Here is a 25,943-nt window from a genome sequence, read left to right on the forward strand (position 1 = left end):
CGTAACGGCCCCGGATGATGCGGCTCTTCGCTATTGCGCTTCCTTCAGGGTGCGATAGCGCAGGATCGATTTTTCGATATGGCGCCGCGCCGCGCGCCGCGCCGCGGCGGGATCGCCCGCCTCGATCGCGACGACGATCGCCTCATGATCGCGGTTGATCGTGTGCGCATAGCGCTGGTGCTGGACCGGGTCATCGCCTTGCAGGTACAGCCGCCGCGACGGGACGAGGCGCACGCCGAGGAACTGGGTGAAGCGGAGGAAATAGGGGTTGCCCGTGGCGCTGGCAATCGCCGCATGAAAGGCGGCATCGGCGGCGACCGAGGCGTCGACGTCGCTGCTTTTCTCCATCGCGTCGAGCGTGCGGTGCAGCTCGACCAGGTCCTTTTCGGTGCGGCGCCGCGCGGCAAGGTCGGCCATCTCGGCCTCGAACCCCATGCGCATTTCGAGCAGTTTGAGCACATCGTCGATCTCGCCGACTTCCTCGGCGGTGACCTGGAACGCACGATATTGCGCGCCGTCGGGAACATAGGCACCCGATCCGCGCCGCGATTCGAGCAAGCCGCGCGCCGCGAGCCGCGAATAGGCCTCGCGCACGACGGTGCGGCTGACGCCGAAATCTTCGGTCATCGCCTTTTCGGTCGGAAAGCGCGATCCGGGCGGCATTTCGCCCGTCTCGATCCGTTCCTCGAAACGCTGGACCAGATCGTCCGCCAGCGATGCCGCCTTGGTTGCTACCATGGTTGACGCGTTATCATTGCGTTTCAAAACTGGCTAGGGCCGGAAATCGGGGCGTTGCGCATCGACATAGCTATTCCAGTCGCCCTGCACCGCGAAATCGCCGCCGCGGTCCCACGCCGCGCCGCTGTAATAGACGAAGGGCTGCCCCGGCCGGACGCGCGCGAGGATCAGGTAATTGTCGGCGTCTTCGGCAAAGCCGGCAAAGGCGGCCGGGTCGACGATCACCGCCGCCGCCATCCGCCCCTTGTCGCCATCGGCGGGGTCCCACCAGACGAGCCGCGCCGCCGCCTTATCCTTCTTCACCTCGCCCAGCTTGCCACCGCCCACCGGCCGCTTCGAAATGCCGATGCCGACGATCAGCTCCGCATCGCTGCTCGACGCGATGGTCGAGGTCATGCGGGTGAAATTCGTCCCCGCGGGCAAGGTGAAGCGGCGCGTCTCGCGCACCGTCCGCGCGACATCGACCGGCCAGGGATCGTAATCGACGGTGAAATCCGCGACATCGGGGCCCGATCGCAGGATGCGCGGCCGCACATAGTTGCGCGAGGTCCACAGCTTGTTGTCGTGCCAAATACCGAGCCCGCCGACCCCACGCCCGGTGCCGACATTGTAGAAATCGATGCCTTCGCCATGGTCGCTATGCTGGTCGCCGGTGCGAAGCTGGCGGTCCATGAAGGGCCAGCGCACGCGCTTGCCCCATGCGTCGATCCCCGACGACGACGGCGGCTCCGCCGCCTCCAGCGCGCGGCCGTAGATGCGGTACGCGATGCGGTCGTTTTCCCAGAGCAGGTCGTCGAAGCGGTAGTCGGCAATCGTCACCGCGGCGCGCGCTTTCTGCTCCTCCGCCGTCGCCGGCCGCATCGGCTGGTGCTCCTGCGCCGCCGCCGGCGCGGCCAGCAGGAAGAGCGCGAGGAATGCCGGCCGCATCACCAACTCCACATCGTCCCGTCCTCGAGCCGGTTCACCGGCAGATAGGCACGGGCATAAGGAAAGGTTTCGGCGAGTCCCTCGTCGATATCGACGCCCAGCCCCGGCGCGTCGCCCGGGTGGAGCATCCCGCCCTCGAAGCGGTAGGCGTGCGGGAACACCGCGTCGGTTTCCGCCGTGTGGCGCATATATTCCTGCACCCCGAAATTCGGGATCGACAGGCCGAGGTGCAGCGCCGCAGCCATCGTCACCGGCGACAGGTCGGTCGCGCCGTGGCAGCCGGTGCGGATCTGGTAGAGGTCGGCGAGCGAGGCGATCTGGCGCATGTGGGTGATCCCGCCCGCGTGGAGCACGGTCGCGCGGATATAGTCGATCAGCCGGTTCTCGATCAGCGCCTTGCAATCCCACACCGACGAGAAGATCTCGCCGACCGCCAGCGGGGTCGTCGTATGCTGGCGGATCAGGCGGAACGCGTCTTGATCCTCCGCCGGGGTCGCATCCTCGATCCAGAAGGGGCGATATGGCTCAAGATCCTTGCCGAGCCGCGCCGCCTCGATCGGGGTCAGCCGGTGATGGACGTCGTGGAGCAAATGAACATCCCAGCCGAGCACCTCGCGCGCCGCGGCGAACAGTTCGGGGACGACGCGCATATATTTCGCGGTCGACCAGACATTCTCGGTCGGCAGGTCATTGTCGGCGGGTTCGTAGAAATAACGGTCATTGCTGACGCCATAGGTCGACGCCATCCCCGGCACGCCGCATTGCAGCCGGATCGCCTTATACCCCTGCCGCTGATAATCGAGCGCCGCCTCGATCGTGTCTTCGATGCTCGCGCCATTGGCGTGGCCATAGACCATGCACCCCTCGCGCGCCGCGCCGCCGAGCAGCTGGTAGACCGGCAGCCCGGCGACCTTGCCCTTGATATCCCACAGCGCCATGTCGACCGCGGCGATCGCCGCCATCGTCACCGGGCCGCGGCGCCAATAGGCGCCCTTGTAGAGATATTGCCAGATATCCTCGATCCGGTGCGCGTCGCGCCCGATCAGGCACGGGACGACATGCTCCGAAAGATAGCTTGCGACCGCAAGCTCGCGCCCGTTGAGCGTCGCATCGCCGACGCCGGTGGTGCCGTCGTCGCATTCGATCTTCAGCGTCGTGAAATTGCGGCCCGGCGAGGTCAATATCACCCGCGCTGACACGATCTTCGGCATTCGATCCCCTCTGGGCATATGGAGTAGTTGTGTGACAACCTTATTGACACTCGATCGAAAAGGAAAGACATATGTCACCGGTGTCAAGGCCAAAGGCCGGCACCTCTACGGGAGAGGAAAGAGGATGCGAAGCGCCGGGTGCTCCCCGCATTCGGTGAAACCGCACCAGAGCGCTTCTCCTTTCGCCGGTCACCCCCTCGATCCTGCAAAGGAAATGACATGCCGCTGAGCCTGCTTGCCCTGATGATGACCAGCCCCACAGCCGCGGCAGCTCCAGCCGAACCGGCGATGCCCCGGCCCGCCGCGATCCTCGCGCAGACGCGCCGCGTCGCCGACTGGCAGCTCGCGAACCGCACCAACTGGGCGACGATGCCCGCGGCGCGCAAGAGCGTCCGCGACGTGCGCGACTGGCAGCAGGCGACCTTCTGGGTCGCGCTGACCGAACTCGCGAGCCGCGACAGACGCTATGCGAAGCCGCTGCTCGACCTCGGGCGCGCCGAGGAATGGCGGATGGGCGACCGTGCCTATCATGCCGACGACCAGCTGATCGGGCAGGCGTGGCTGTGGGCGGCGCAGAATGGCGGGGGGAAGCAGGCGGCCGCCCCGATGCGCGCCTATTTCGACCATCTGCTCGCCAACCGCCCGACGATCGGCCTCGAATTCATTCCCGTCGCGCCCGGCAAGGGGACGTCGACCTGCACCGACCGCTGGTGCTGGTGCGACGCTTTGTTCATGGCACCGCCGACGATGCTTCGCCTCGCCAAGGCGACGGGCGACAAACGCTACGCCGATTTCGTGCACGCGGAATGGAAGGCGGCGACCGACTATCTCTTCGACCCATCCGAACAGCTCTATTTCCGCGACAGCCGCTTTTTCGACATGCGCGACACCAAGGGCCGCAAGCTGTTCTGGAGCCGCGGCAACGGATGGGTGATGGGCGGCCTCGTCCGCGTCCTGCAGGTGCTGGACCAGAAGGACCCGCAGCGCCCCTATTATGAGAAGCTGTTCAAGGACATGTCGGCCAAGCTCGTCACGCTGCAAAAGGCCGACGGCTATTGGCCCGCGTCGCTGCTTGACAATGATCCCGGCACCCCGCCCGAAACGAGCGGCACGGCGTTCTTCACCTATGCCTTTGCGTGGGGCGTCGACAACGGCCTGCTCGACCGGCGGGTGTACGAGCCGGCGGCGGTGCGCGGATGGCATGCGCTGCAAGGTGCGGTGCAGCCCGACGGGATGCTCGGCTGGGTCCAGCAGGTCGGCGATCGCCCCGACAGCGTGTCGGCGAAAGAAACGCAATTTTACGGCAGCGGCGCCTATATGCTCGCCGGCACCGCGATGTACGACCTGTCGAAGAAGCGCATAAAGCGTTGATATAGAATGGCTTACTTGCCTCAGCTAGCCCCATAACAGCGGCGATTGACTTACCCTCGCAAAGTTGTAATACATTTCGCAAGTTGTATTACATCTAGGATTGACACCGGTATCAACCGGGTCGCGCCTCCGGCAGCGGCGGTGCCGAAAAAAGGAGAGGGAAATGACGTCACCATCGGCCTTGCCGACCCGCGCCGCGCTGCTGGCATCCGCCGCATTGTTCGCCGCCCTGCCGGCGCAGGCGCAGGAAGCGCCCGCCGCAATCGAGGGCGAGCAGGCCGCAGCGATCGATGGCGGCGACGAAATCCTGGTCACCGGGACGCGCGCGACGCAGCGCAGTTCGATCGCGTTCAAGCGCGACGCCGACATCGTCGTCGACGGCCTCGTCAGCGACGAAATCGGCGCGACCCCCGACAATTCGGTCGGTGACACGCTCGAACGCATCGTCGGCGTCTCGGCCGACCGCTTCAAGGGCAACGCCAACGAACTGTCGGTGCGCGGCCTCGGTCCCACCCTCAGCTTTTCGACCTTCAACGGCCGCGAAGTGTCGACCGCGGGACCCGACCGCTCGGTCGCCTTCCAGCAATTTCCGTCCGAGCTCGTCAACGGCGTGCTCGTCTACAAGACACAGCGCGCCGACTTCCTCGAAGGCGGGGTCGGCGGGATCATCGAGCTCAAGTCGATGAAGCCGCTCGATTACGGCAAGCGCCGCATCCAGTTCGAGGTGCGCGGCGATTTCCAGCCGCAGGACAATGACGTCTACCAGCACGACGGGCTCGGCTATCGCGCGAACTTTTCCTACACCGACCAATATTCGACCGGGATCGGCGATATCGGCATCTCGATCGGCTACCAGCGGCAGGACACTGCGGCGCCCGAGGATTATTACAACGCCAATTCGACCTTCCAGCTGTGCAACACCGCGGCGACCAACGGCGCGACGAACACGCTGAACTGCACCTTCGCCGCCGCGCCGCGCAACGCGAACGAGACGATCGTCGATCCCTATTTCGCCAATTCGTCGCGCAGCTTTCGCACCCAGCGCACCTCCGAGGTCCGCGACGGCCTGATCGGCGCGATCCAGTGGCGGCCGTCGCCCGATTTCGAGATCGCGATCGACGGGCAATATTCAAAGCGCAACAGCCTCGAGGACCGCAATGTCCTCGGCATCACCGAGGGGCTGCGCGGCGTCCAGCCGCTCGTGATCGGCAACGGGAGCAACGGTTATTCGCGCGGCGCGCTGATGAGCTATCGCGGCAATTCCAACCTCGAAAACCAGCTCGAAACGCGCCAGCGCAACGAGGAATATCTGGGCGGCGGGGTCAGCCTGATCTGGTCGCCCGAGCGCTGGAACGTCGCGTTCGACGCCTCCTATTCGAACAGCCACCGGACCGAGACGCAGAAGCAGACGCGCATGCGCTCGACGCGCCGCGTCGGCTATACGCTGACCTATATGGACGACGATGTCGTGCCAGTCGTCGCGTTCGACAATTTCGACATCACCGACCCCGGCCTGTTCCTCGCCAACGCGAACAACGCGGTCTATGCGCGCCGCCGCTTCGTCACCGACCGCACCGACCGCATCTGGGCAGCGCGGCTCGACATCGACCGCGAGTTCGACGGCTTCATCACCGGCGTCAAGTTCGGCGGCCGCGTGTCGGACCATCACCGCACCAACGACAATGCCCGCAACACCGACCTCAACACGATCCCCGGCAACGCCGCGACGGTGACCGCGCTGATCACGCAGGCGAACCAGCAGTGCCGCACCCCCTTCACGACCACCAGCTACATGAAGGGCATGGGGACCAACGTCACCCGCTGGGCCAGCTTCGACAATGACTGCCTGTTCCGCACCTTTGCCGGCAGCGACGACGCGCTTCCCTATCCCGCCGACGGCCGCGATCCGAGCGATATCGACGTCACCGAGCGCATCTACGCCGCCTATGCGATGGCGAATTTCGAATCCGAAGCGGGCAGCGTGCCGTTCAGCGGCAATGTCGGGCTGCGCTGGGTCAAGACCGACATCACGTCGGTCGGCTTCCGCCAGCCGTACCGGCTGACGATCGACAGCGGCAACGACGCCTATGTCATCGCGGTCGATCCGACGGGGCAGCTCGCTACCAACCGCGGCAAGGGCAGCTATAATTATTTCCTGCCGAGCGCGAACATCGCATTTGACCTGTCACAACAGGTCAAGCTGCGCCTCGCCGCCTATCGCGCGATCGCGCGGTCGGGGATCGAAAGCTTCGGCGCCGGGATCAACCTGACCCCCGGACCCGGCACCGACGTCGACAATATCATCTTCAACGCGACGACCGGGAACCCGAGCCTCAAGCCGCTCCGCGCGTGGAATATCGACGCCAGCCTCGAACTCTATGCCTCGCAGGACACGCTCGTGTCGGTCGCGGGCTATTATAAATGGGCGAAGGGCACCGTCATCGGCCGCTCGGAGCCGATCCCGACCGACATCACCGTCACCACCATCCGCGACAATGGTGCGCCGGTGACCGAAACCTTCACGATCAACCCGGTCGCCCCGTCGAACGACCTCGAAACGCGGCATCTTTATGGGGTCGAGGCGACCGCGAGCCACGCCTTCACCTGGCTGCCCGATCCGCTCGACGGCTTCGGCATCCAGGGATCGGTCAACCGCGCCTTCGCCAATTTCGAATATCCCGACACCTCGCCGATCGCCGCCTATGTCGACCCGGCGAATTTGATCGGGCTGTCGAAATGGACCGCGAGCGGATCGGTGTGGTTCGAAAAATGGGGCCTCTCGCTGCGCGCCAACCTTCGCTACCGCTCGGGCTATTACAAGCCGAACGGCGGCACCAACCGCGAGATCCGCGGCGGCACCTATCTCAACCTGTCGGCGCAGTACGACCTCACGAAGAATGTCCAGCTCAAGCTGCAGGCGCTCAACGTCACCGGCACCGAGGACGTGATGTACAAGGGCGGATACGACAGCATCGCCGAAGTGTCGCGCGGCGGGACGCAATATTTCTTCGGCTTCCGGGTCCGCCTGTGAAGCCCATGACTTTAGCCCGACTCCCTTGGGCTATCCTGGCCGCCGCCGCGTATTTTCCGTCCGCGGCGGCGGCTTTTTCCTCGCCATCGCCGCCGCCCGCAGCGCCGACATGCGCGGCGGGCGAGGGCTATGCAGCGTCGTTCGACGGGCGCCGTACCTTCACGCTGCGCCCCGACGACCTCGAGGCGATCAAGGCGGCCATGCCGACCGATCCCGCGATCGGCGCTGCCTATCGCGGCCTGATCGCCCGCGCCGACAAGGCGCTCGCCGCCAAGCCCGCTTCGGTGATGGACAAGCGCAGCATCCCGATATCGGGCGACCGCCACGACTATGTCAGCCTCGCACGCTATTGGTGGCCGAACCCCGCCGATCCCAAGGGCGCGTACATCCGCCGCGACGGCGACACCAATCCCGACGTCGAAAGCAACCGCTTCGACCGCAGCGCGCTCGGCCGCATGGTCCGCGAGGCCGACACGCTCGCGCTCGCCTATTATTACAGCGGCGAGCGCAAATATGCCGACGGCGCGGCGCGGGTGATCCGCAGCTGGTTTCTTGATCCCGCGACCGCGATGAACGCGAACATGAATTTCGCGCAGGCGGTGCCCGGCGTGTCGAACGGGCGCCCCGAGGGCGTGCTCGATGGAGCGGGCTTCATTGCGGTGATCGACGCCGCGGGGCTGATCGCACCGTCTGGGGCGCTGACGCCCGACGAGACCGCGGCGCTCGAAGGCTGGTTCGCGCGCTATGTCGACTGGATGCTCAAAAGCCCCAACGGCAAGGGCGAAGGCAGGGCCGCGAACAACCACGGCCTCTGGTACGATGCACAGGTCGCGCGCTTCGCGCTGTTCGCGCGGCGGCCCGACATCGCGCAGCGGATCGTCGCGGCATTCCCCAAGGCGCGGATCGCCAAGCAGGTCGATACATCGGGCGCGATGCCCGCCGAACTCGGCCGCACGCGCAGCTTCCATTATTCGTTGTTTTCACTCGATGCCGCCTACACGCTCGCCGACAGCGCAGCCTGTCTCGGCGTCGACATCTATCGCGCGGACGAAGGCGGTCGTTCGCTGCGCAAGGCGACCGATTATGTCGCGGCGTATCGCGGCCGCGCGGCGGACTGGCCCTATAAGGAAAAGGGCTGGCCCGCCGACATGCTCGACGCGCTGCTCGTGCGCGCCGACGCCGCATGGGGGCCCGGCGCCTATCCACGGACGATCGCCGGCGACCTGTTGCTGCGCCGTGGCGCGCGCTAGAATCGGCGCATGATCGCACGCCGCGCCTTGCTCCTCGCCGCGTTGCTCGCCGCTCCGGCCGCGTGGGCGCGGCCGCGGGCCGGCGGCCTCGACATTCGCGCGATCGAACGCCGGCGCCTGACGCCGCAGGCCGACGCGCTGCTCGCCGCGGTCCCTCGCACGATCGCCGCCATCGCGGCGCCGCGCAGCCCGGCCGGACGGCAAGACTATTATTCCGAAGGCGATTATTGGTGGCCCGATCCGGCGAACCCCGGCGGTCCCTATATCCGCCGCGACGGCCGATCGAACCCCGACAAGTTCGACGGCCACCGCGACGCGCTGATCGCCTTCGGCCGCACCGTCCCCGCGCTCGCGGCGCTGTGGGACCTCACCGGCGAGGCTCGCTTTGCCGCAGCCGCGATGCGCCACCTCTCCGCATGGTTCGTCGACCCGAAGACGCGGATGAACCCGAACCTCGACCATGCGCAGGCGATCATCGGCGTGAATACCGGCCGCGCTATCGGCGTGATCGATACGCTGCAGATCGTCGAGGTCGCACGCGCCGCCGCCCTGTTCGCGCGGCGGGACGCCCCGGGCTATGCCGCGATCCGCGCTGGCGTCGAGGGCTGGTTCGCCGAATATCTGGACTGGCTCACCACCTCGCCCTTCGGCGTCACCGAACGCGACGAGAAAAACAACCATGGCACCTGCTGGCTGCTTCAGGTCTCCTCCTTCGCCGCCTTGCTCGGCCGACAGGACATCCTCGCCGACGCACGCACGCGTCTGCAGGCCGTGATCATCCCGACGCAGATCACTTCCGACGGCCGCCAGCCGCTCGAACTCGCGCGCACCAAGCCCTATGCCTATGCACTCTTCAACCTCGACGTCCTCGCCGCCTCGGCGTGGCTGCTCGGCGGGCGCGAACTGATCGACTGGAAGACGCCCGACGGCCGTTCGATCGGCGGCGCGATCGCGTGGATGGCGCCCTATATCGCCGACAAGACGAAATGGCCGCTACCGCCCGACATTGAATATCGGGACGGCTTCCCGGTGCGCCAGCCGAGCCTGCTCTTCGGCGGGCTCGCGCAAAAGCGCAGCGACTGGCTGGACCTCTGGCAACGCCTCGATCCCGATCCGACCATCGGCGAAGTTGTGCGCAACTTCCCGGTGCGCCAGCCCCTGCTCTGGCTCTAGTTGCGCCCGCCGACCAGCCCGCGCGCGATCACCTGCGCCTGAATCTCCGCCGCGCCTTCGAAAATGTTGAGGATACGCGCGTCGCACAGCACGCGGCTGATTTCATATTCGAGCGCATAGCCGTTGCCGCCGTGGATCTGCAGGCTCGCATCGGCGTTCGACCAGGCGGCGCGCGCGCCGAGCAGCTTCGCCATGCCCGCCTCGATATCGCAGCGCTTGCCGCCGTCCTTCGCGCGCGCTGCGGCGTAGGAGAGTGCGCGCGCCGCGACGAAATCGACGAGGCTCATCGCGAGCTTGTCGGCGACGCGCGGGAAATGGACGATCGCCTTGCCGAACTGCTTGCGCGCCAGCGCATAGTCGAGGCCGAGCTCGAGCGCACGGCGCGCCACCCCGACCGCGCGCGCGGCGGTCTGGATCCGCGCGCCCTCGAAGGTGCGCATCAACTGCTTGAAACCCTGCCCCTCTTCGCCGCCGAGCAGCGCGTCGGCGGGCGCGCGCATCGCGTCGAACTGCAACGCATATTCGCGCATCCCGCGATAGCCGAGCACCTCGATCTCGCTCCCGCTCATGCCCGCGGCGGGGAAAGGATCGCTTTCGCTCCCGCGCGGCTTGGGGACGAGCAGCATCGACAGGCCGGCATAGCCCTTCGCGTCGGGCTTCGTGCGCGCGAGCAAGGTCATCAGGTCGGAGCGCGCGGCGTGGGTGATCCAGTTTTTCGCACCGTCGATCACCCAATGATCGCCCTCGCGCCGCGCTCTGGTTTGCAGCGAGCCAAGGTCCGACCCGACATCGGGTTCGGTGAACACCGCGGTCGGCAGCACTTCGCCGCTCGCGATGCGCGGCAGCCATTCGGCCTTTTGCGCGTCAGTGCCGCCCATCGCGATCAGCTCGCCGGCGATCTCCGACCGCGTGCCGAGCGACCCCGCGCCGATCCAGCCGCGCGACAATTCCTCGGTGACGAGGCACATCACGAGTTTCGACAGGCCCAGCCCGCCATATTCCTCGGGGATGCAGACGCCGAAGGTGCCGAGGTCGGCCATCGCCTGCACGGTCGCATCGGGGATCAGCTCGTTCGCGAGGTGCCAGCCATGCGCGTCGGGCACGATCGCGGCGTCGGTGAAACGGCGATACTGATCGCGGATCGCGTCGAGATCGGCGTCGTGCAGCGTCTCGCTCGGCCAATGCCCCTCGGCGAGCGCGGCCGCGACGTCGGCGCGCAGCGCGGCATGATCGGCGTCGAGCAGGCCCGCGCAGGCGTCGGCAAGCAGGCGCGCTGCCGCACCCAGCCCGAGGTCGCCCGGACGGAACATCTCATTCTGCCCCATCGGCAATCCGCCGACGAGCTGGCCGATCCCTTCGGCGAAAGCGAGCGTCGCGATCTTCGCATCGAGCGGGTTCGAGTCCTGGCCGGCCTCGCACCACTCCAGCACCGCCTCCAGCGCCGCCACCGTCGTCGCGACCCACGCAAAGCCGTGCGCCGCGCGCTGCTCGCGGTCGATCGGGGCGTGCGCCAACCGTTCGGCGAGCGCGGCCTCCGCCGCGCCGCGATAGGCCTGTCCGGCCGCGAGGGCCTCGCGAAGGCCGGCCATCTTCAGGCGGCGCGCTCGAAGATCGCGGCGATGCCCTGTCCGCCGCCGATGCACATCGTCTCGAGCCCGTAACGGCCGTCGCGGCGCACCAGTTCGCGCGTCAGGTTCGCGAGGATGCGCCCGCCGGTCGCGCCGATCGGGTGGCCGAGCGAGATGCCCGAACCGTTGACGTTCAAAATCTCGTTCCGGCTGTCGCCCTCCGACCAGCCCCAGCCCTTCAGCACCGCGAGCACCTGCGGCGCGAACGCCTCGTTGAGCTCGACAAGGTCGATGTCGCCCCAGCCGAGTCCGGTGCGCGCGAACAGGCGCTCGACCGCGGGGACCGGGCCGATGCCCATCCGGCTCGGGTCGCAGCCCGCCGCCGCCCAGCTGTGGAACCAGGCGGCGGGTTCGAGCCCGAGTTCGTCGAGCTTGTCCTCGGCGACGACGAGGCACGCGGCTGCGGCGTCATTCTGCTGGCTCGCATTGCCCGCGGTGACCACACCGCCTTCGAGCGGGCGCAGCTTGCCGAGCGATTCCAGCGTCGCGTCGGCGCGATAGCCCTCGTCGTGCGCGAAGACGATGGGGTCGCCCTTCTTCTGCGGCACCGATACGGGGACCAGCTCGTCGTCGAACAGCCCGTTCGCCCACGCGGCGGCGGCGCGCTGGTGGCTGCGCACAGCATAGGCGTCGGCCTGCTCGCGCGTGATATCGTAATCCTTCGCGAGGTTTTCGGCGGTCTCGATCATGCCGGTGATGACGCCAAAGCGCTCGACCGGCTGCGACATCAGCCGCCCGCGCGTCAGCCTATCGTGGAGCGTCAGGTTGCCGGCGCGCACGCCTTTGCGGATATCGGTGCTGTAATGTTCGACGTTCGACATCGATTCGACGCCGCCCGCGACGACAAGGTCGGACATGCCCGTCTGGACCATCATCGCGGCGTTCGCGATCGCCTGCAGCCCCGACCCGCAGCGGCGGTCGAGCTGGTAGCCCGGCACCTCGAGCGGCAACCCCGCGGCCAGCCACGACCAGTGGCCGATGCTCGGCGCCTCGCCATTGCCATAGCCTTGCGAAAAGACGACGTCGTCGACGCGCGCCGGGTCGATCTTCGTCCGCTCGACCAGCGCCTTCAGGATCACCGCGCCAAGCTCGCCCGCGGTCATAGACGAAAGCGCGCCGCCGAACTTGCCGACGGCGGTGCGGATCGGGGCGACGATGGCGGCGCGGCGCAGGGTCATGTCTTCATTTCTCCAATGTTGCGACGCCGACGATACCCGCATCGATCAGGCGCGCAATCTCGCCCGAGGACAGCGACAAGCGTTCGCTCAATATTTCTTCGCTGTGCGCACCATTGCGCGGCGCGGGCGCCGGCGGGCGCCGCTCCTGCTGCGGCAAGGTCGCAAAGGCCCCTGCAGCGGGATAGGCGAAACCGCTGGGATTGTCGGCGGTGCCGAAGATCGGGTTATCGGCGACGAGCGCCGGATCGTGCACCGCCTCATACATCGTGCGATAGGACGAATGGACGATGCCGCCCGCGTCGAAGGCGGCGGCAAGGTCGGCATGATCGCGGCCGGCAATCGCCGCCTCGAACAGCGGATAGAGCGCGTCGCGGTGCGTGAAGCGGAGCCCGTCGTCGGTCGCGAAGGACACGCGCCGCGCCGCCTCGACCGCGCCGATCGCGTCGCCAAGACCCAGCGCCGACACAAGGTTCGCCCATTGGCGCGGCGTGACGACGACGATCATCGTACGCTGCCCGTCGCGCGTCACGAAATCGCGTCCGAACAGGCCGTAAACGGCATTGCCGAGCCGCGGCCGGTTCGCACCCGAATAGAGCATCTCGGCGACACCGCCGAGATTGGCGACGGTGCCGATCGCGACGTCGGAGAGCGGCAGGCGCACCTCGCCGCCTTCGCCGGTGCTGCTGCGCCGCTGGATCGCCGCGAGCAGCGCAAACGCCGCATAGGCGCCGGTAAGCAGGTCCCATGCGGGAAGCACATGGTTGACCGGATCGGGCCCGGCGCCGGTGAGCATCGGATAGCCGACGCTGTTGTTCACCGTATAGTCGAGCGCGGGCGAACCGTCGGCCCAGCCCATCACGCGTATGGTGATCAGGTCGGGGCGCCCTTCGGCCAATACCTCGTGCGACAGGAAGCCGCCGACCGGGAAATTGGTGACGAACTGCCCCGTCGCGCGCACCAGCGCCTGGAGAAGTTCGCGCCCCTCGGGCCGGGCGAGGTCGAGCGCGACCGATTTCTTGGCGCGGTTGAGATTTTCCCAATAGAGCGAATCATTCGCCGTCGTGACCGGCCAGCGCCGAAAATCGGGGCCGCCGCCGATCTGGTCGACGCGGATCACTTCCGCCCCCATTTGCGCGCAATAGAGCCCGGCGGTGGGGGACGCGACGAAGGACGAAGCCTCGATCACCGACAGTCCGGCCAGCAGGTCGTACATCCGGCCCCTGTCTCCCGCAAAACCCCGGCCCATAGGCCGTTTCCATCCGGCGCGATCGCGGGTCGGAACCCGCCGCCCGGCGGGTAGTAACGAGCTCCATCCGTTAGCGCAAGTTTCTTCGCTTACTAAGTAAATCCATATAATATAAGGATTAAATGCGCGGCAATTTTTCGACCGCCTGTCCATCCGCCCGAATATGGTGACGCATGGCGAGCGCCGCGCAAAGCTGCTATGCTGCGTCCAAGCCTGCGTAACAGCCACGAGGTTGATTATGACGGACGATTGGCGAGTGGATGATCTGGCGCTGTGCATCAGCCGGCACGAGCGCTACCCGCCCGAGGTTCGCCCGGGCGCCGTTTTCACGGTGCGGAGCGTGCTGGCGGACATGCCCGACCTTGTCGGCGGGCAATCGGGTACGGCGCTCAACTTCCGCGATGTCCCCGATCTCGGCCCGCGCGCCGCTTATTGCGCGCGCCGCTTCCGCAAGATCACGCCGGTCGCGCCCGACGACTTCGACGCCGAGGTGATCGACCTGCTCGCCGGGGTGACGGATCGCTGCCGCTGATCGCACTTTTGCGTGAAATCTCTCCTTTGATCGATTCAACCGATAAGTGTACCCGGAAAATTGGGGTTGAGTGCATGCGCCAGTCGGCATAGCTGGCGCCCTGCAAATCATTTTGCAGTGCAGCAAACAAAGGAATCACTCTCCCATGGGTATCATCGGAAGCTCGATCAAGCCGTTCAACGCCACCTCGTACCACCAGGGCAAGTTCGTCCCCGTTTCGGACGCCGACACCAAGGGCAAGTGGGGCGTTTTCTTCTTCTATCCGGCCGACTTCACCTTCGTCTGCCCGACCGAGCTCGAAGACCTCGCCGACCAGTATGCGACGCTTCAGGGCCTCGGCGTCGAAGTCTATTCGGTCTCGACCGACACGCATTTCAGCCACAAGGCCTGGCACGACAGCTCGCCGGCGATCGGCAAGATCAACTATCACATGCTGGGCGACCAGAACCACGTCCTCGCCAACAATTTCGGCGTGCTGCGTGAAGATTCGGGCCTCGCCGACCGCGCGACCTTCGTCGTCGATCCCGACGGCGTGATCCAGGTGATGGAAATCACCAGTGAAGGCGTCGGCCGCAACGCCGAGGAACTCGTCCGCAAGATCAAGGCTGCGGTCTATGTCCGCGCCAACCCCGGTCAGGTTTGCCCGGCGAAGTGGGAAGAAGGCGCCGAAACGCTCGCGCCCTCGATCGAACTCGTCGGCAAGATCTGAGCCGACAATTTGCGAGGACCGGGCGGGCGGCGCTCGCCCGGTCTTAGCCCCGAAAAACACAAGAATTTCTGACGCCGTTCCCAGCGGCGACCCCCTGCTCCTGTCCGAAAGGCTCTCCCCATGCCGATGCTCGACGCCAACACGACCGCCCAGCTCAAATCCTATCTCGGCAACCTCCGCCGCCCGATCGAGCTGGTCGCGAGCCTCGACGCCTCGCCCAAGTCGGCCGAGATGCGCAGCCTTGTCGAAGAAGTCGCCGCGCAGTCGGACCTCGTCACCGCGCGCTTCGACGGCGCCGATGCGCGGAGGCCCTCTTTCGCGATCCGCGCCGATGAGGGCCGCGCCGAAGCCGTGTTCGCGGGGCTGCCGATGGGGCATGAATTCACCTCGCTGATCCTCGCGTTGCTCCACGTCGGCGGCCACCCGCCGAAGGAAGAGGCCGAGCTGCTCGACGCCGTCCGCGCGCTGGAGGGCGACTTCGTCTTCGAAACCTTCTTCTCGCTCTCGTGCCAGAATTGCCCCGATGTCGTGCAGGCGCTCAACATCATGGCGGCGCTCAACCCGAACATCCGCCACACGGCGATCGACGGCGCGCTGTTCCAGGACGAGGTCGAACGACGTCAGGTGATGGCGGTGCCCGCGGTCTTCCTGAACGGCGAGCCCTTCGGCCAGGGCCGCATGGACCTCGCGCAGATCGTCGCCAAGCTCGACACCGGCGCGGTCGCGCGCGCCGCCGAAAAGATCGCCGCGAAGGAACCGTTCGACGTGCTCGTCGTCGGCGGCGGCCCCGGCGGCGCCGCGGCGGCCGTTTACGCCGCGCGCAAGGGCATCCGCACCGGCATCGTCGCCGAACGCTTCGGCGGGCAGGTGCTCGACACGATGGGGATCGAGAATTTCATTTCGGTCCAGCACACCGAAGGCCCCAAGCTCGCCGCGCAGCTCGAGGCGCATGTGAAGGATTATGCAGTCGACGTCATGAACGTGCAGGAAGCCGCCGAACTGATCCCGGGCGGGGCGGGCGGCCTCCACGAAGTGAAGCTGAAGAGCGGCGCGAGCGTCAAGGGCAAGACGGTGATCCTGTCGACCGGCGCGCGCTGGCGCCAGATGGGCGTCCCGGGCGAGGCCGAATATCGCAACAAGGGCGTCGCCTATTGCCCGCACTGCGATGGCCCGCTGTTCAAGGGCAAGCGCGTCGCGGTGATCGGCGGCGGCAATTCGGGAGTCGAGGCGGCGATCGACCTCGCGGGGCTCGTCGCGCATGTGACGCTGATCGAATTCGATGCAGAGCTTCGCGCCGATGCGGTGCTGCAGACCAAGCTGCACAGCCTGCCCAACGTCACGGTGATCACTTCGGCGCTCACCACCGAAGTTCTCGGCAATGGCGAGAAGGTGGTCGGGCTGCGGTACCGCGACCGCAATCGCGACGAGGAACATCTCGTCGAACTCGAAGGCATTTTCGTGCAGATCGGCCTCGTGCCGAACACCGAATGGCTCGGCAGTGCGGTCGCGCTCAGCGATCGCGGCGAGATCGAGGTCGACGCGCGCGGCGCGACGAGCCAGCCGGGCATCTTCGCCGCGGGCGACGTCACGACCGTCCCCTATAAGCAGATCGTCATCGCGATGGGCGAGGGATCGAAAGCCGCGCTGTCGGCCTTCGATCACCTGATCCGGTCATAGCTTCTACGCGCCGCGCGTCACCCGGCGCGCGGTCAGCGGCACGAGAAGCAGCAGCGCGGCAAGGATCCAGAAGGCGGCGGGCAGGCCGACCGCCTTCGCCACTACGCCGATGCCCGCCGGCCCGACAAGGATACCCGCATAGCCCAAGGTGGTGAGCGCGCCGATCGCCAGCGCCGGGGGCATGTTCGACTGGCTCCCGGCGCGGCGGAACAGGACCGGCACGAGGTTCGACGCGCCAAGCCCGATCAACACGAAACCGCCGAGCGCGACCGGCGCCAGCGGAACCGCCAGCAGGACGACGAAACCGAGCACGGCAACCACCCCGCCGCCGAGCAGGGTCCGATAATCGCCGATCCGCGCAACCAGGCGGTCGCCGAGCAACCGTCCTGCCGTCATCGCGATCGCGAACAGAATATAGCCGACCCCGCCCTGCTTTACGTCGACGAGTCCTCCCTGCGTGATCAGCAGCGCGCTCCAGTCGAGCATCGCGCCTTCGGCCAGGAAGGTGACCATCGCGAGGATCGACAGGAGCAGCACGATCCCCTGCGGCCGCACGAACAGCGGGCCATCCTCGGCGCCGCGCGTCGCGAGCAGGCGCGGGCGGGCGGCGAGCATCGCCGCGAGCATGAGGGCGGCGCAGATCAATGTCGCGGCCAGCGTATCGACCTCGAGCGACAGGAACAATGTCATCAGCCCCGCCCCGGCAAATCCCCCGATGCTGAAAAGCGCATGAAAGCCCGACATCAGCGGCACACCCGACGCGCGTTCGACCTCGACCGCATGGACGTTCACCGCCACGTCGAGCGATCCGAGTGCGCCGCCGAAGACCAGCAGGACCGCGCCAAGGGCAAGCGGGGTTTCGGCGATCGCAAGGAAGGGCAGGATCACCGCGAGCAGGAAACCGCTCGCAACGATTACCGGCCGGCTTCCAAAACGCGCGGTCAGCGGCCCCGTCGCGAGCATCGCCGCGACCGAGCCCCCGCCGATGCAGAGCAGGAGCAGCCCGAGCATCGCGTCATCGATCTGGAGACGCGCCTTGGCGAAGGGAACGAGCGGCGCCCAACAGGCGATGCCGAAGCCCGCGACGAAGAAGGCAAGGCGGGTCGCCAGCCGCGTGGCCGGACGATCGGCGGGGATCATATCATCCATCTCCGAAAAATCAGTCGCGACCGGCGATCATCACGGCGCGGACGCCGGCCGCATCGAGCGATGCGCGCTGATCGTCGGACACGCCGGGACCGACGACGAGCATGTCGATCTGGCGAAGCGACGCGATATGGTGGACCGCGCGGCGCCCGAGCTTGTCATCGGTCGCGAGAACGACGGTGCGCCGCGCCGACGCGACGACCGCGCGCTTGAAGGTCGCATCCTCGAAATGGTCCGCCGCCGCGCCGTCTTCGGAGATCGCGCAGGCGCCGATAAAGGCACGGTCGAACCGCATCTGGACGATCGCCTGTACCGCCACCGCGTCGATGCACCCCCCCACCAGCGGGTCGGCCACCCCGCCGACGACGATCAGGCGCAGGTCCTGCCGCCGCAGCACCGCCGCGGCGATGTCGACCGAATTGGTCGCGACGGTCAGGTCGGCGTCTTCGGGCAGGAATTCGACGAGCGCGAGGTTGGTGCTGCCGCTGTCGAGGAACAAGAGCTCACCCGGCCCGATGGCCAGCGCAGCCGCCCGCGCGAGACGCAACTTCTCCTCGCGCCCCTCGCCCAGCCGCGCCGCGAGGGGCGCCGCGTCGGGCAGGATCGGCAGCGCGCCGCCATAGACGCGGCGGCATCGGCCTTCGGCGGCGAGCGCGCGCAGGTCGCGGCGGATCGCATCTTCGGAAACATCGAATTCGGCCGCCAGCGCGGTCGCCGAGACCGACTGCTGGTTCGCGAGTCGGGCCGCGATCGTGTCGCGGCGGATGGTCGGATGGTCATTCGTCATGGCGGCGCCATAACGTGCATAATCATGCACGTCAATTTGCACGATTGTGCACGATTTGCTTTCTCATCGCAGGACTCTTCATCGCAGTTCTGCCCGGCGGAGCGCCGCAATCCAGCTTCCAAATCCGGCTGCGCGATCGATTTGCGCCGATGGCGAACAAATTTTGCAATATCGACTTCGTCGAAAATCTATGGTTTCCAGCGTGATGCCCGCAGCATGGTGAAATCCGCCGTGACAAATTTTCCACAATTGAAAATTTTGTCCATATCAGGGTTGCTTTTTCTATTCAGCCCGACTTTATAGAAATCCGCAAAGGCGAAGGCCGTGAGGGCCTCTTAGTGAAAATAAAAGACGATCACCGGGCAGGGAGCAGGTCTCGCCGTCCGTTTTGGCAAAGGGGATATCTATGAAGCTCGTTCAATCCTGCTGGTATGCCGGTACCGCGCTTTCGATGCTGGCCGGCATCAGCCCGGCCTATGCGCAGTCGGCCGATGCCGCCCCCGAAGCCGCGGCTTCGGACAGCGAAATCATCGTGACCGGTTCGCGCATCCAGCGTTCGGGCTTCGACGCGCCGACGCCGACGACCGTGATCGGCGAGGCCGAACTCGCGCTTGGCAACCGGCCGAGCATCGCGCAGGTCCTGAACGATGCTCCGCAGTTCCGCCCCACATCGACGCCGACGACGACGGCCGGCGGAACCAACAGCGGCATTTCGACCGCCGACATGCGCGGGCTTGGTGGCGTACGCACGCTCACCCTGCTCAACGGACACCGCTTCTCGGGCTCGCAGGATCTCAACACGGTTCCGCAAAGCCTCGTCAAGCGCATCGACGTGGTCACCGGCGGCGCCTCCGCCGCATGGGGCTCGGGCGCCGTTGCAGGTGTCGTCAACATCATCCTCGACGATGATTTCACCGGTTGGCGCATGGGTGCCCAGACCGGCCTATCGTCGCGCGGCGACGGCGCACGCTATGGCGCCGATATCGCATGGGGCACCGACTTCGCGGGCGGCCGCGGCCACTTCATGGTTGCCGGCGATTATATGGACGAACGCGGCATCCTGAGCCGCAAGGGGCGCCCCAACCTCGAAGCCGGCCTGTTCGCGCATCCCACCGAGGGCCTGATCATCGCTCGAGATCCCAATGCGACCCAAATTTATAATGGCGGATCGATTCTCAATGGCTCCCTCGCCCCCTCCGGCCTTGTCTTCAACCCCGATGGAACTATCGGCAGGTTCCCGTTCGGCAGCGTCACCAGTGGCGGCACGACCGTCGGCGGCGGCGGCCAGAACACCTATGATTATGTCGCGGTCAGCGCGCCCTACAAGCGCATCAATGCTTTTGCGCGCGCCAGCTATGAGCTGACCGACTCGCTGAATGTCTGGGCCCAGTTCAGCTTCCATCGCATGACCGGAAACTATGGTCTCTTTCCCGAGACGGCGGCCGATCTCAGCACCGTCATCATGCCCGACAATGCCTTCCTGACCCAACAGAACCGCCAGCAACTCGCCGCAGCCGGAATCAACGGCGCCTTCATTCTCGGCCGTTTTCTCGACGACGTCGGCCCCGACAGGATGTTGTCGCTGAAATACAACCGCCGCAATCTGGAAGGTGCGATCGGTTTCGAGGGCACGTTCGGTGACGGCTGGAAATATGACGCCTATTATGATCATGGTGAAATCCGGATCAGCCAACAGGTCAAGAACCAGCGGATCAAGTCCCGCTTCGCCGCCGGTGTCGATTCGGTGCTGGTCGGCAACACGCCGACGTGCCGCATCAATGCCGATGCCTCGACGACAAACGACGATCCCAATTGTGTCCCGATCAACCTCTTTGGCAATGGCAATATCTCGGATAAGGCCGCAGCCTGGGCCTTTGGCGGCGCGCATCTGATCGCGACCATCAAGCTCGACGCGGCAGGCGCCTCCGTATCGGGCCAACCCTTTGCAACCTGGGCCGGTCCTGTCGACATTGCCGTCGGCACCGACGTTCGCTGGGAAAAGCAGACCACCGACTATGTCGATCCGCTGTCCAGGGCCAATGCGCTGAGCGTTCTCAACTCGTCGGCAACCAATGGCAGTTTCAACGTCAAGGAAGTCTTCGCCGAAGTAAACGTGCCGTTGCTCGATGCCGAAGACGTCGCACGTCTGGAAATCAACGGCGCTGCCCGCTATTCGGATTATAGCACCAGCGGCGGCATCTGGTCGTGGAAGACCGGCGGCACCCTGCGTCTCGTCAACGACCTCCTGCTGCGCGCCGTCTATTCCCGCGACATTCGTTCGCCCAGCATCGCCGAATATTTCACCACCCGCTCGGTCGGCATCGGCACGGTCGTGGATCTCTACCGGGGCCCCAATGTCATTCAGAATGGCGTGACGGTTTATGGCGGTGGCAACAGGAATCTCACCCCGGAAATTTCGCACACGCTGACCGTTGGGGGATCCTATTCGCCACACTATATTCCGGGCCTTCGCCTGTCGGTCGATTATTATGACATCAACATCGACAATGTCATCACGTCGATCCCCGCGCAGACGCTGATTGCGCAATGCGTTGCCAGCAAGCCGAGCGATCCGACGTGCGGCGGCGTCATCGTTCGCAAACCCAATGGCGAAATCGAGTCGATGACGAATACCGTTCGGAACCTCGCCAATTACAACACGCAGGGACTCGATATCGAGGCGTCGTACCGGATGGCGCTGGGCGACGGCAATCTGAGCTTCCGTGCATTGGCCAACCACGTCTTCCATCTGAAGGTCAACGGGGTCGATGTCGCAGGCATCGTCGGCGGCGAAACCGCCTTCTCGACGCCGAAATGGCGCGGCAGCGCGACAGTCGCCTTCGACAACGCCGACTTCGGTGCCAATGTGCGCGTTCGCTATGTCGACGGCGGCCTCTACAGCGTCCCGCCGCCGGCCCCGGCCAAGGCGCCCGCGAACAACCGCAACGGCAGCCGCACCTATGTCGACCTTGGGCTGCAGTTCAAGGCCGGCGCCTTCACCCTGTTCGGCAACGTCAACAATCTGTTCGACGTCGATCCGCCGCTGACCCCCTATATCACGCCGAACTATGACGTCATCGGGCGTTATGTTTCGGGGGGCGTGAAGCTGAACTTCTAGTCGCTCATTACCAGGTAGTCCCGGGGGGCAGCGGTATCGTCGATACCGCTGCCCTTTTCTTTTGCGGCGGTCGCAGGCGGCGCGTCGTTATCGCGCGCGCGCGGCCTGATGCGCGATGTCGGTCATCAGCTTGCGGAACAGCACCGCCCCCGGCGTGCCCGACGATTTGAGCGCGCGTTCGCAATCGAGCAGCCGGCTCATCAGCCGCGCGATGCGCACCGAATCCCAGATGTGGAGCTGCGCCGTCACCGCGTCGCGTTCCTTCCAGAAGATGCCGCTCGTGCGCGCCGATACGACGGTCGCGGGGTGCGCGCCGCCGTCGACCTCGGCGCGCAGCCGCGCGAGCGCCAGCGCGCGGATCGCCAGCGCGCGGATGATGCGGATTTCGGCGACGCCGATCGCCGCCGCTTTCGCAAGCATCGCGGGAAGCTCGCGCACCTTGCCGCCCAATGCGACATTGATGCACTCGCTGACATCCTCTTCGTGCGTCGCGGCGCCCAATGCCGCGATGTCGGCCGCCGTGACCTGCCGCTGGCGGTCGGGACCGGCGTCGAGATAGAGCGCCATCTTCTCGATCTCGCGCCGCATCAGCGCCTGATCGCCCGACACCAGGTCGACGAACAATTGCGCATCGGCGTTGGCGATCCGCAGCCCCTGTTCCTCGGCCGCCGCCATCGCGATGCCGACGAGCTGGCGCCGGTCGGGCTGGTAGCAGATCGCGGCGACGGCATAGTCCGCGCCTTCGACGAGCTTGACGAGTTTCGATTTCGCGGTGACCGACGCGCCGGTCGCGATCACCGGATTGATCGCGGTGTCGGCGGCGAGCAGGGCCTCGACCGCGGCAAGGCTGTCGTCGCCGCTGCCCGACAGTTCGAGCCGGATCACCCGCGCGGACGAAAAGAGCGACATCGACGCCGCCTCGGCGGCGAGCAGCGACGGGTCCTGCGACAGCTGCGATCCCGTCAGGTCGAGCCGCTCGGCATCCTTGCCCGCGAGCCCGATCAAATGGCTCGCGACAGCTTCCATCGTCGCTTCGTCGGGACCGGTGAGGAGGGTGAAACGAACCGCGGGGTCGAGGCGCGAGAGGCGTTCGAGTTCGTTCGGCTTGACGCTCTTCATTGCCCTGCGGGGGCCGGGGCGGGTGCGGCCGCCGGCTGGCCGCCGCCACGGTTCGCATAGACCGCGAGGCGCGCGACGATCTGGTCGGCGACCCCCGAGGCGAGGCGTTCGAGCGCGGTCGATTCGGCGGCGATCGTCGCATATTCGCTGCCGACGACGTCGATCCCGGCGTCCTGCGCCGCGGTCGCGTCAAGCAGCACCTCGCCCGATGCTGCGTCGACAAGCTGGTAGCGCGCGCGCAAGGTGCGGCGTTCGCGCGTCACCGCATCGTCGGCGCGGACGCCGAAGCCCGTGATCGAATCCTCGAGCCGGACATCGAGGCGGAGGCGTTTGCCCGCGCCCGCGCCGCCCTGCGTCGCCTGCAACCGGTCGCGCAGCGCGTTGCGGACGAGCCAGCCATTGTGCCCCTCGATCGGCGCGACATCGACATCGGCGAGCACCTGCGCCACCGCCCCCTTGCTGCCGTTCGCGTAGAGCGGACGCAGCCCGCAACCGCCGATGGTCAGCGAGGCGGCCGCGAGGCAGGAGACGAGAAGCAAGCGCATCAGGGAACGATATTCACCAAACGGTCGGGGACCACAATCACCTTCTTCGGCGCGGCGCCCGCGAGCAGCTCGACGATGCGCGGGCGCGCGAGTGCGGCGGCTTCCACTGCATCCTTGTCGAGGCCTTTGGCGAGCGTCATCGTATCGCGCAGCTTACCCGCCATCTGGATCGCGATTGTCACCTCGTCATCGACGAGCAGTGCCGGATCGGCGGCGGGCCAGGCGGCATCGGCGATCATCGGCGTCGTGCGCTGGCTTGTCGGCAGCGCCGCCCACGCCTCTTCGGCGAGGTGCGGCAGCATCGGCGCGACGAGCAGGATCAAGGTGCGGCACGCCTCGGCGCGCGTTGCCGAGGGTTTCGCTTTCTCGACGTCGTTCGCGAGCGCGTGGATCTTGGCGACCGCCTTGTTGAAGCCGAGCGCCTCGATATCGGCGGCGACTCCGGCGATCGCCTGATGCAGCTTGCGCGCAAGGCCCAGGTCTTCGCTGCCGTCGCCGACATTTTCGGTATCGCCGAACAGGCGCCACAGGCGCTGGACGAAGCGCCACGCGCCCTCGATCCCCGCCTCGCTCCACGGCAGGTCGCGCTCGGGCGGGCTGTCGGACAGCATGAACCAGCGCGCCGCGTCGGCGCCATATTGGTCGAGGATGGCGTCGGGATCGACGACATTCTTCTTCGACTTCGACATCTTGATCACGCGGCCGATATCGACCGGTGCGCCATCGGCGGTCAGCGTCGCGCTATCGGCGCCGCGTTCGATCTCGTCGGGGGTGAAGAAGAGCGGCGGCAGGCCTTCGCCCTGCGCACGGCTATAGGTTTCGTGCGTCACCATGCCTTGCGTGAACAGGCTCGCGAAGGGCTCGGCGATTTCGATCATCCCCATCTTCTGCAAGGCGCGCGTCCAGAAGCGCGCGTAGAGCAGATGGAGGATCGCATGTTCGATGCCGCCGATATACTGGTCGACGGGCAGCCAGCGGCGGATCACTTCGGGATCGAACGGCTTGTCGGCCGGCGAGCTCGCGAAGCGCAGGAAATACCAGCTCGAGTCGACGAAGGTATCGAGCGTGTCGGTTTCGCGCACCGCTTCGCCGCCGCAGCTCGGGCAGGCGACATGCTTCCACGTCGGATGGCGGTCGAGCGGATTGCCGGGGACCGAGAAATCGACATCCTCGGGCAGCACGACGGGAAGCTGGCTCTTGGGGACGGGTACCGTGCCGCACGCATCGCAGTGGATGAACGGGATCGGCGTGCCCCAATAGCGCTGGCGCGAGACGCCCCAGTCGCGCAGGCGCCACACGGTCGTGCCCTTGCCCCAGCCCTCATGCTCCGACCGCGCGATGACGGCGGCCTTGGCTTCGTCGATCGTCATGCCGTCGAGGAAGTGGCTGTTCACCAGCTTTCCGGGGCCGGTGTACGCTTCGGTGCCGGTGAAATGCTGGTCGGTCGCGTCGCCGTCGGCGATCACGCGATAGACGGGCAGCTCATATTTATGCGCGAAATCGAGGTCGCGCTGGTCGTGCGCCGGGCAGCCGAAGATCGCGCCGGTGCCATAGTCCATCAGCACATAGTTCACGACCCAGACCGGCAGGTGCCAATTCGCGTCGAGCGGATGCTCGACCGAAAGCCCGGTGTCGAAGCCCATCTTCTCGCCCGTGTCGAGCTGTTCGGCGGCGGTGCCCTGACGGCGGCATTCCTCGATGAACGCCGCAAGCTCGGGCGAATCCTTCGCGAGGCGTTCGGCGAGCGGATGGTCGGGCGAGATCGCCGCGAAGCTCGCACCGTAGAGCGTGTCGGGGCGCGTCGTGAAGACATCGAAACCGACCGCGCCGCCCGCGAGCTTGAAGCTGAACTCCAGCCCCTGCGACTTGCCGATCCAGTTTTCCTGCATCAGCCGCACCTTGTCGGGCCAGCTTTCGAGGGCGCCCAGCCCTTCGAGCAATTCCTCGGCGAAGTCGGTGATCTTCAAAAACCACTGCGACAATTTCTTCTTTTCGACGAGCGCGCCCGAACGCCAGCCGCGGCCGTCGATGACCTGCTCGTTCGCGAGCACGGTCATGTCGACCGGGTCCCAGTTGACGTAGCTGTGCTTGCGCGTGACGAGCCCCGCGGCGAACAGGTCGAGGAACAGAGCCTGTTCCTGCCCGTAATAGTCGGGCTCGCACGTCGCGAGTTCGCGGCTCCAGTCGATCGCGAGGCCGAGGCGCTTCAGCTGCGCGCGCATCGATGCGATATTGTCGCGCGTCCAGCCGCCCGGGTGGACACCCTTTTCCATCGCCGCATTTTCGGCAGGCATCCCGAATGCGTCCCAACCCATCGGGTGGAGCACGTCGTGGCCGGTCATCCGCTTGAAACGCGCGAGGACGTCGCCCATCGCATAGTTGCGGACATGCCCCATATGAATGCGCCCCGACGGATAGGGGAACATCTCGAGGATATAGGCCTTGGGCCGGTCCGCTGTATCGGTCGTGGCAAAGCTGTTCGCCGCCTCCCACGCCTTTTGCCAGCGGGCGTCGGCGGCGAGGGCGCCAAAGCGCGGTTCGCGGGTCATTCGTCGGT

The 25,943-nt window shown here is 66.4% G+C and carries 19 protein-coding genes; 8 read left to right on the top strand and 11 right to left on the bottom strand.

Annotated elements, in window-relative coordinates; genetic code table 11:
• Nucleotides 1-30 precede the first annotated feature (30 nt).
• From ACIPPQ_RS05235 to manD, 3 genes are read right to left on the bottom strand one after another with little or no spacing between them, the layout of a single operon-like run.
• Nucleotides 31-738 (bottom strand): FadR/GntR family transcriptional regulator, encoded by a 708-nt coding sequence (locus tag ACIPPQ_RS05235; protein WP_446543145.1) that lies wholly within the window; start codon nt 736-738, stop codon nt 31-33.
• A gap of 33 nt (nt 739-771) precedes the next feature.
• Nucleotides 772-1,665 (bottom strand): DUF4861 family protein, encoded by an 894-nt coding sequence (locus ACIPPQ_RS05240; RefSeq protein WP_446543146.1) that lies wholly within the window; start codon nt 1,663-1,665, stop codon nt 772-774.
• Nucleotides 1,665-2,876, bottom strand: a complete 1,212-nt coding sequence (gene manD, locus ACIPPQ_RS05245; protein WP_446543147.1) for a D-mannonate dehydratase ManD — start codon at nt 2,874-2,876, stop codon at nt 1,665-1,667. The genes ACIPPQ_RS05240 and manD overlap by 1 nt, the downstream gene beginning before the upstream one ends.
• Nucleotides 2,877-3,095: 219 nt before the next feature.
• Here manD and ACIPPQ_RS05250 point away from each other — a divergent pair, with 219 nt between their 5' ends.
• From ACIPPQ_RS05250 to ACIPPQ_RS05265, 4 genes are all read left to right on the top strand, one after another.
• Entirely contained in the window at nt 3,096-4,247 is a 1,152-nt protein-coding gene (locus ACIPPQ_RS05250; RefSeq protein ID WP_446543148.1) for a glycoside hydrolase family 88/105 protein, read from the top strand.
• Between the two features lie 163 nt (nt 4,248-4,410).
• Nucleotides 4,411-7,278, top strand: a complete 2,868-nt coding sequence (locus ACIPPQ_RS05255; RefSeq protein ID WP_446543149.1) for a TonB-dependent receptor — start codon at nt 4,411-4,413, stop codon at nt 7,276-7,278.
• Between the two features lie 5 nt (nt 7,279-7,283).
• Entirely contained in the window at nt 7,284-8,528 is a 1,245-nt protein-coding gene (locus ACIPPQ_RS05260) for an alginate lyase family protein (RefSeq protein ID WP_446543150.1), read from the top strand.
• A gap of 9 nt (nt 8,529-8,537) precedes the next feature.
• The gene (locus ACIPPQ_RS05265) at nt 8,538-9,701 is read left to right on the top strand and encodes an alginate lyase family protein (protein ID WP_446543151.1); all 1,164 of its coding nucleotides are present in this window, start codon (nt 8,538-8,540) and stop codon (nt 9,699-9,701) included.
• Here ACIPPQ_RS05265 and ACIPPQ_RS05270 read toward each other — a convergent pair.
• The 3 genes from ACIPPQ_RS05270 to ACIPPQ_RS05280 are packed head-to-tail and all read right to left on the bottom strand — an operon-like array spanning nt 9,698 to nt 13,720.
• On the bottom strand, nt 9,698-11,290 hold the full coding sequence (locus tag ACIPPQ_RS05270; protein WP_446543152.1) for an acyl-CoA dehydrogenase family protein: 1,593 nt from the start codon (nt 11,288-11,290) through the stop codon (nt 9,698-9,700). The genes ACIPPQ_RS05265 and ACIPPQ_RS05270 overlap by 4 nt on opposite strands.
• 2 nt (nt 11,291-11,292) lie before the next feature.
• Nucleotides 11,293-12,507, bottom strand: a complete 1,215-nt coding sequence (locus ACIPPQ_RS05275) for an acetyl-CoA C-acetyltransferase (protein ID WP_446543153.1) — start codon at nt 12,505-12,507, stop codon at nt 11,293-11,295.
• 4 nt (nt 12,508-12,511) lie between these two features.
• Nucleotides 12,512-13,720 carry a CoA transferase gene (locus ACIPPQ_RS05280; protein WP_446543154.1) on the bottom strand — a complete coding sequence of 403 codons (1,209 nt, stop codon included), beginning with the start codon at nt 13,718-13,720 and terminating at the stop codon, nt 12,512-12,514.
• Between the two features lie 271 nt (nt 13,721-13,991).
• On the opposite strand from ACIPPQ_RS05280, the gene ACIPPQ_RS05285 reads away from it, so the two are divergent.
• From ACIPPQ_RS05285 to ahpF, 3 genes are all read left to right on the top strand, one after another.
• Nucleotides 13,992-14,285 carry a hypothetical protein gene (locus ACIPPQ_RS05285; RefSeq protein ID WP_446543155.1) on the top strand — a complete coding sequence of 98 codons (294 nt, stop codon included), beginning with the start codon at nt 13,992-13,994 and terminating at the stop codon, nt 14,283-14,285.
• A 145-nt stretch (nt 14,286-14,430) separates the two neighbouring features.
• Complete coding sequence (gene ahpC / locus ACIPPQ_RS05290; protein ID WP_327456440.1) at nt 14,431-14,994, top strand: alkyl hydroperoxide reductase subunit C; 564 nt, start codon at nt 14,431-14,433, stop codon at nt 14,992-14,994.
• Between the two features lie 126 nt (nt 14,995-15,120).
• Nucleotides 15,121-16,671 (top strand): alkyl hydroperoxide reductase subunit F, encoded by a 1,551-nt coding sequence (gene ahpF / locus ACIPPQ_RS05295; protein ID WP_446543515.1) that lies wholly within the window; start codon nt 15,121-15,123, stop codon nt 16,669-16,671.
• A gap of 3 nt (nt 16,672-16,674) precedes the next feature.
• On the opposite strand, the gene ACIPPQ_RS05300 is transcribed toward ahpF, so the two are convergent.
• Complete coding sequence (locus tag ACIPPQ_RS05300; protein ID WP_446543156.1) at nt 16,675-17,820, bottom strand: MFS transporter; 1,146 nt, start codon at nt 17,818-17,820, stop codon at nt 16,675-16,677.
• A gap of 10 nt (nt 17,821-17,830) precedes the next feature.
• Entirely contained in the window at nt 17,831-18,604 is a 774-nt protein-coding gene (locus tag ACIPPQ_RS05305; protein WP_446543157.1) for a DeoR/GlpR family DNA-binding transcription regulator, read from the bottom strand.
• A gap of 406 nt (nt 18,605-19,010) precedes the next feature.
• On the opposite strand from ACIPPQ_RS05305, the gene ACIPPQ_RS05310 reads away from it, so the two are divergent.
• On the top strand, nt 19,011-21,722 hold the full coding sequence (locus ACIPPQ_RS05310) for a TonB-dependent receptor plug domain-containing protein (RefSeq protein WP_446543158.1): 2,712 nt from the start codon (nt 19,011-19,013) through the stop codon (nt 21,720-21,722).
• An 87-nt stretch (nt 21,723-21,809) separates the two neighbouring features.
• Here ACIPPQ_RS05310 and holA read toward each other — a convergent pair whose 3' ends face one another.
• From holA to leuS, 3 genes are read right to left on the bottom strand one after another with little or no spacing between them, the layout of a single operon-like run.
• Nucleotides 21,810-22,841, bottom strand: coding sequence for a DNA polymerase III subunit delta (gene holA, locus ACIPPQ_RS05315; protein ID WP_446543159.1), 1,032 nt, complete (start codon nt 22,839-22,841; stop codon nt 21,810-21,812).
• Entirely contained in the window at nt 22,838-23,386 is a 549-nt protein-coding gene (gene lptE, locus ACIPPQ_RS05320; RefSeq protein WP_446543160.1) for an LPS assembly lipoprotein LptE, read from the bottom strand. Before lptE ends, holA begins: the two co-directional genes overlap by 4 nt.
• Complete coding sequence (gene leuS / locus ACIPPQ_RS05325; protein ID WP_446543161.1) at nt 23,386-25,935, bottom strand: leucine--tRNA ligase; 2,550 nt, start codon at nt 25,933-25,935, stop codon at nt 23,386-23,388. The genes lptE and leuS overlap by 1 nt, the downstream gene beginning before the upstream one ends.
• Nucleotides 25,936-25,943 lie beyond the last annotated feature (8 nt).

Source organism: Sphingopyxis sp. LARHCG72 (assembly GCF_052871675.1).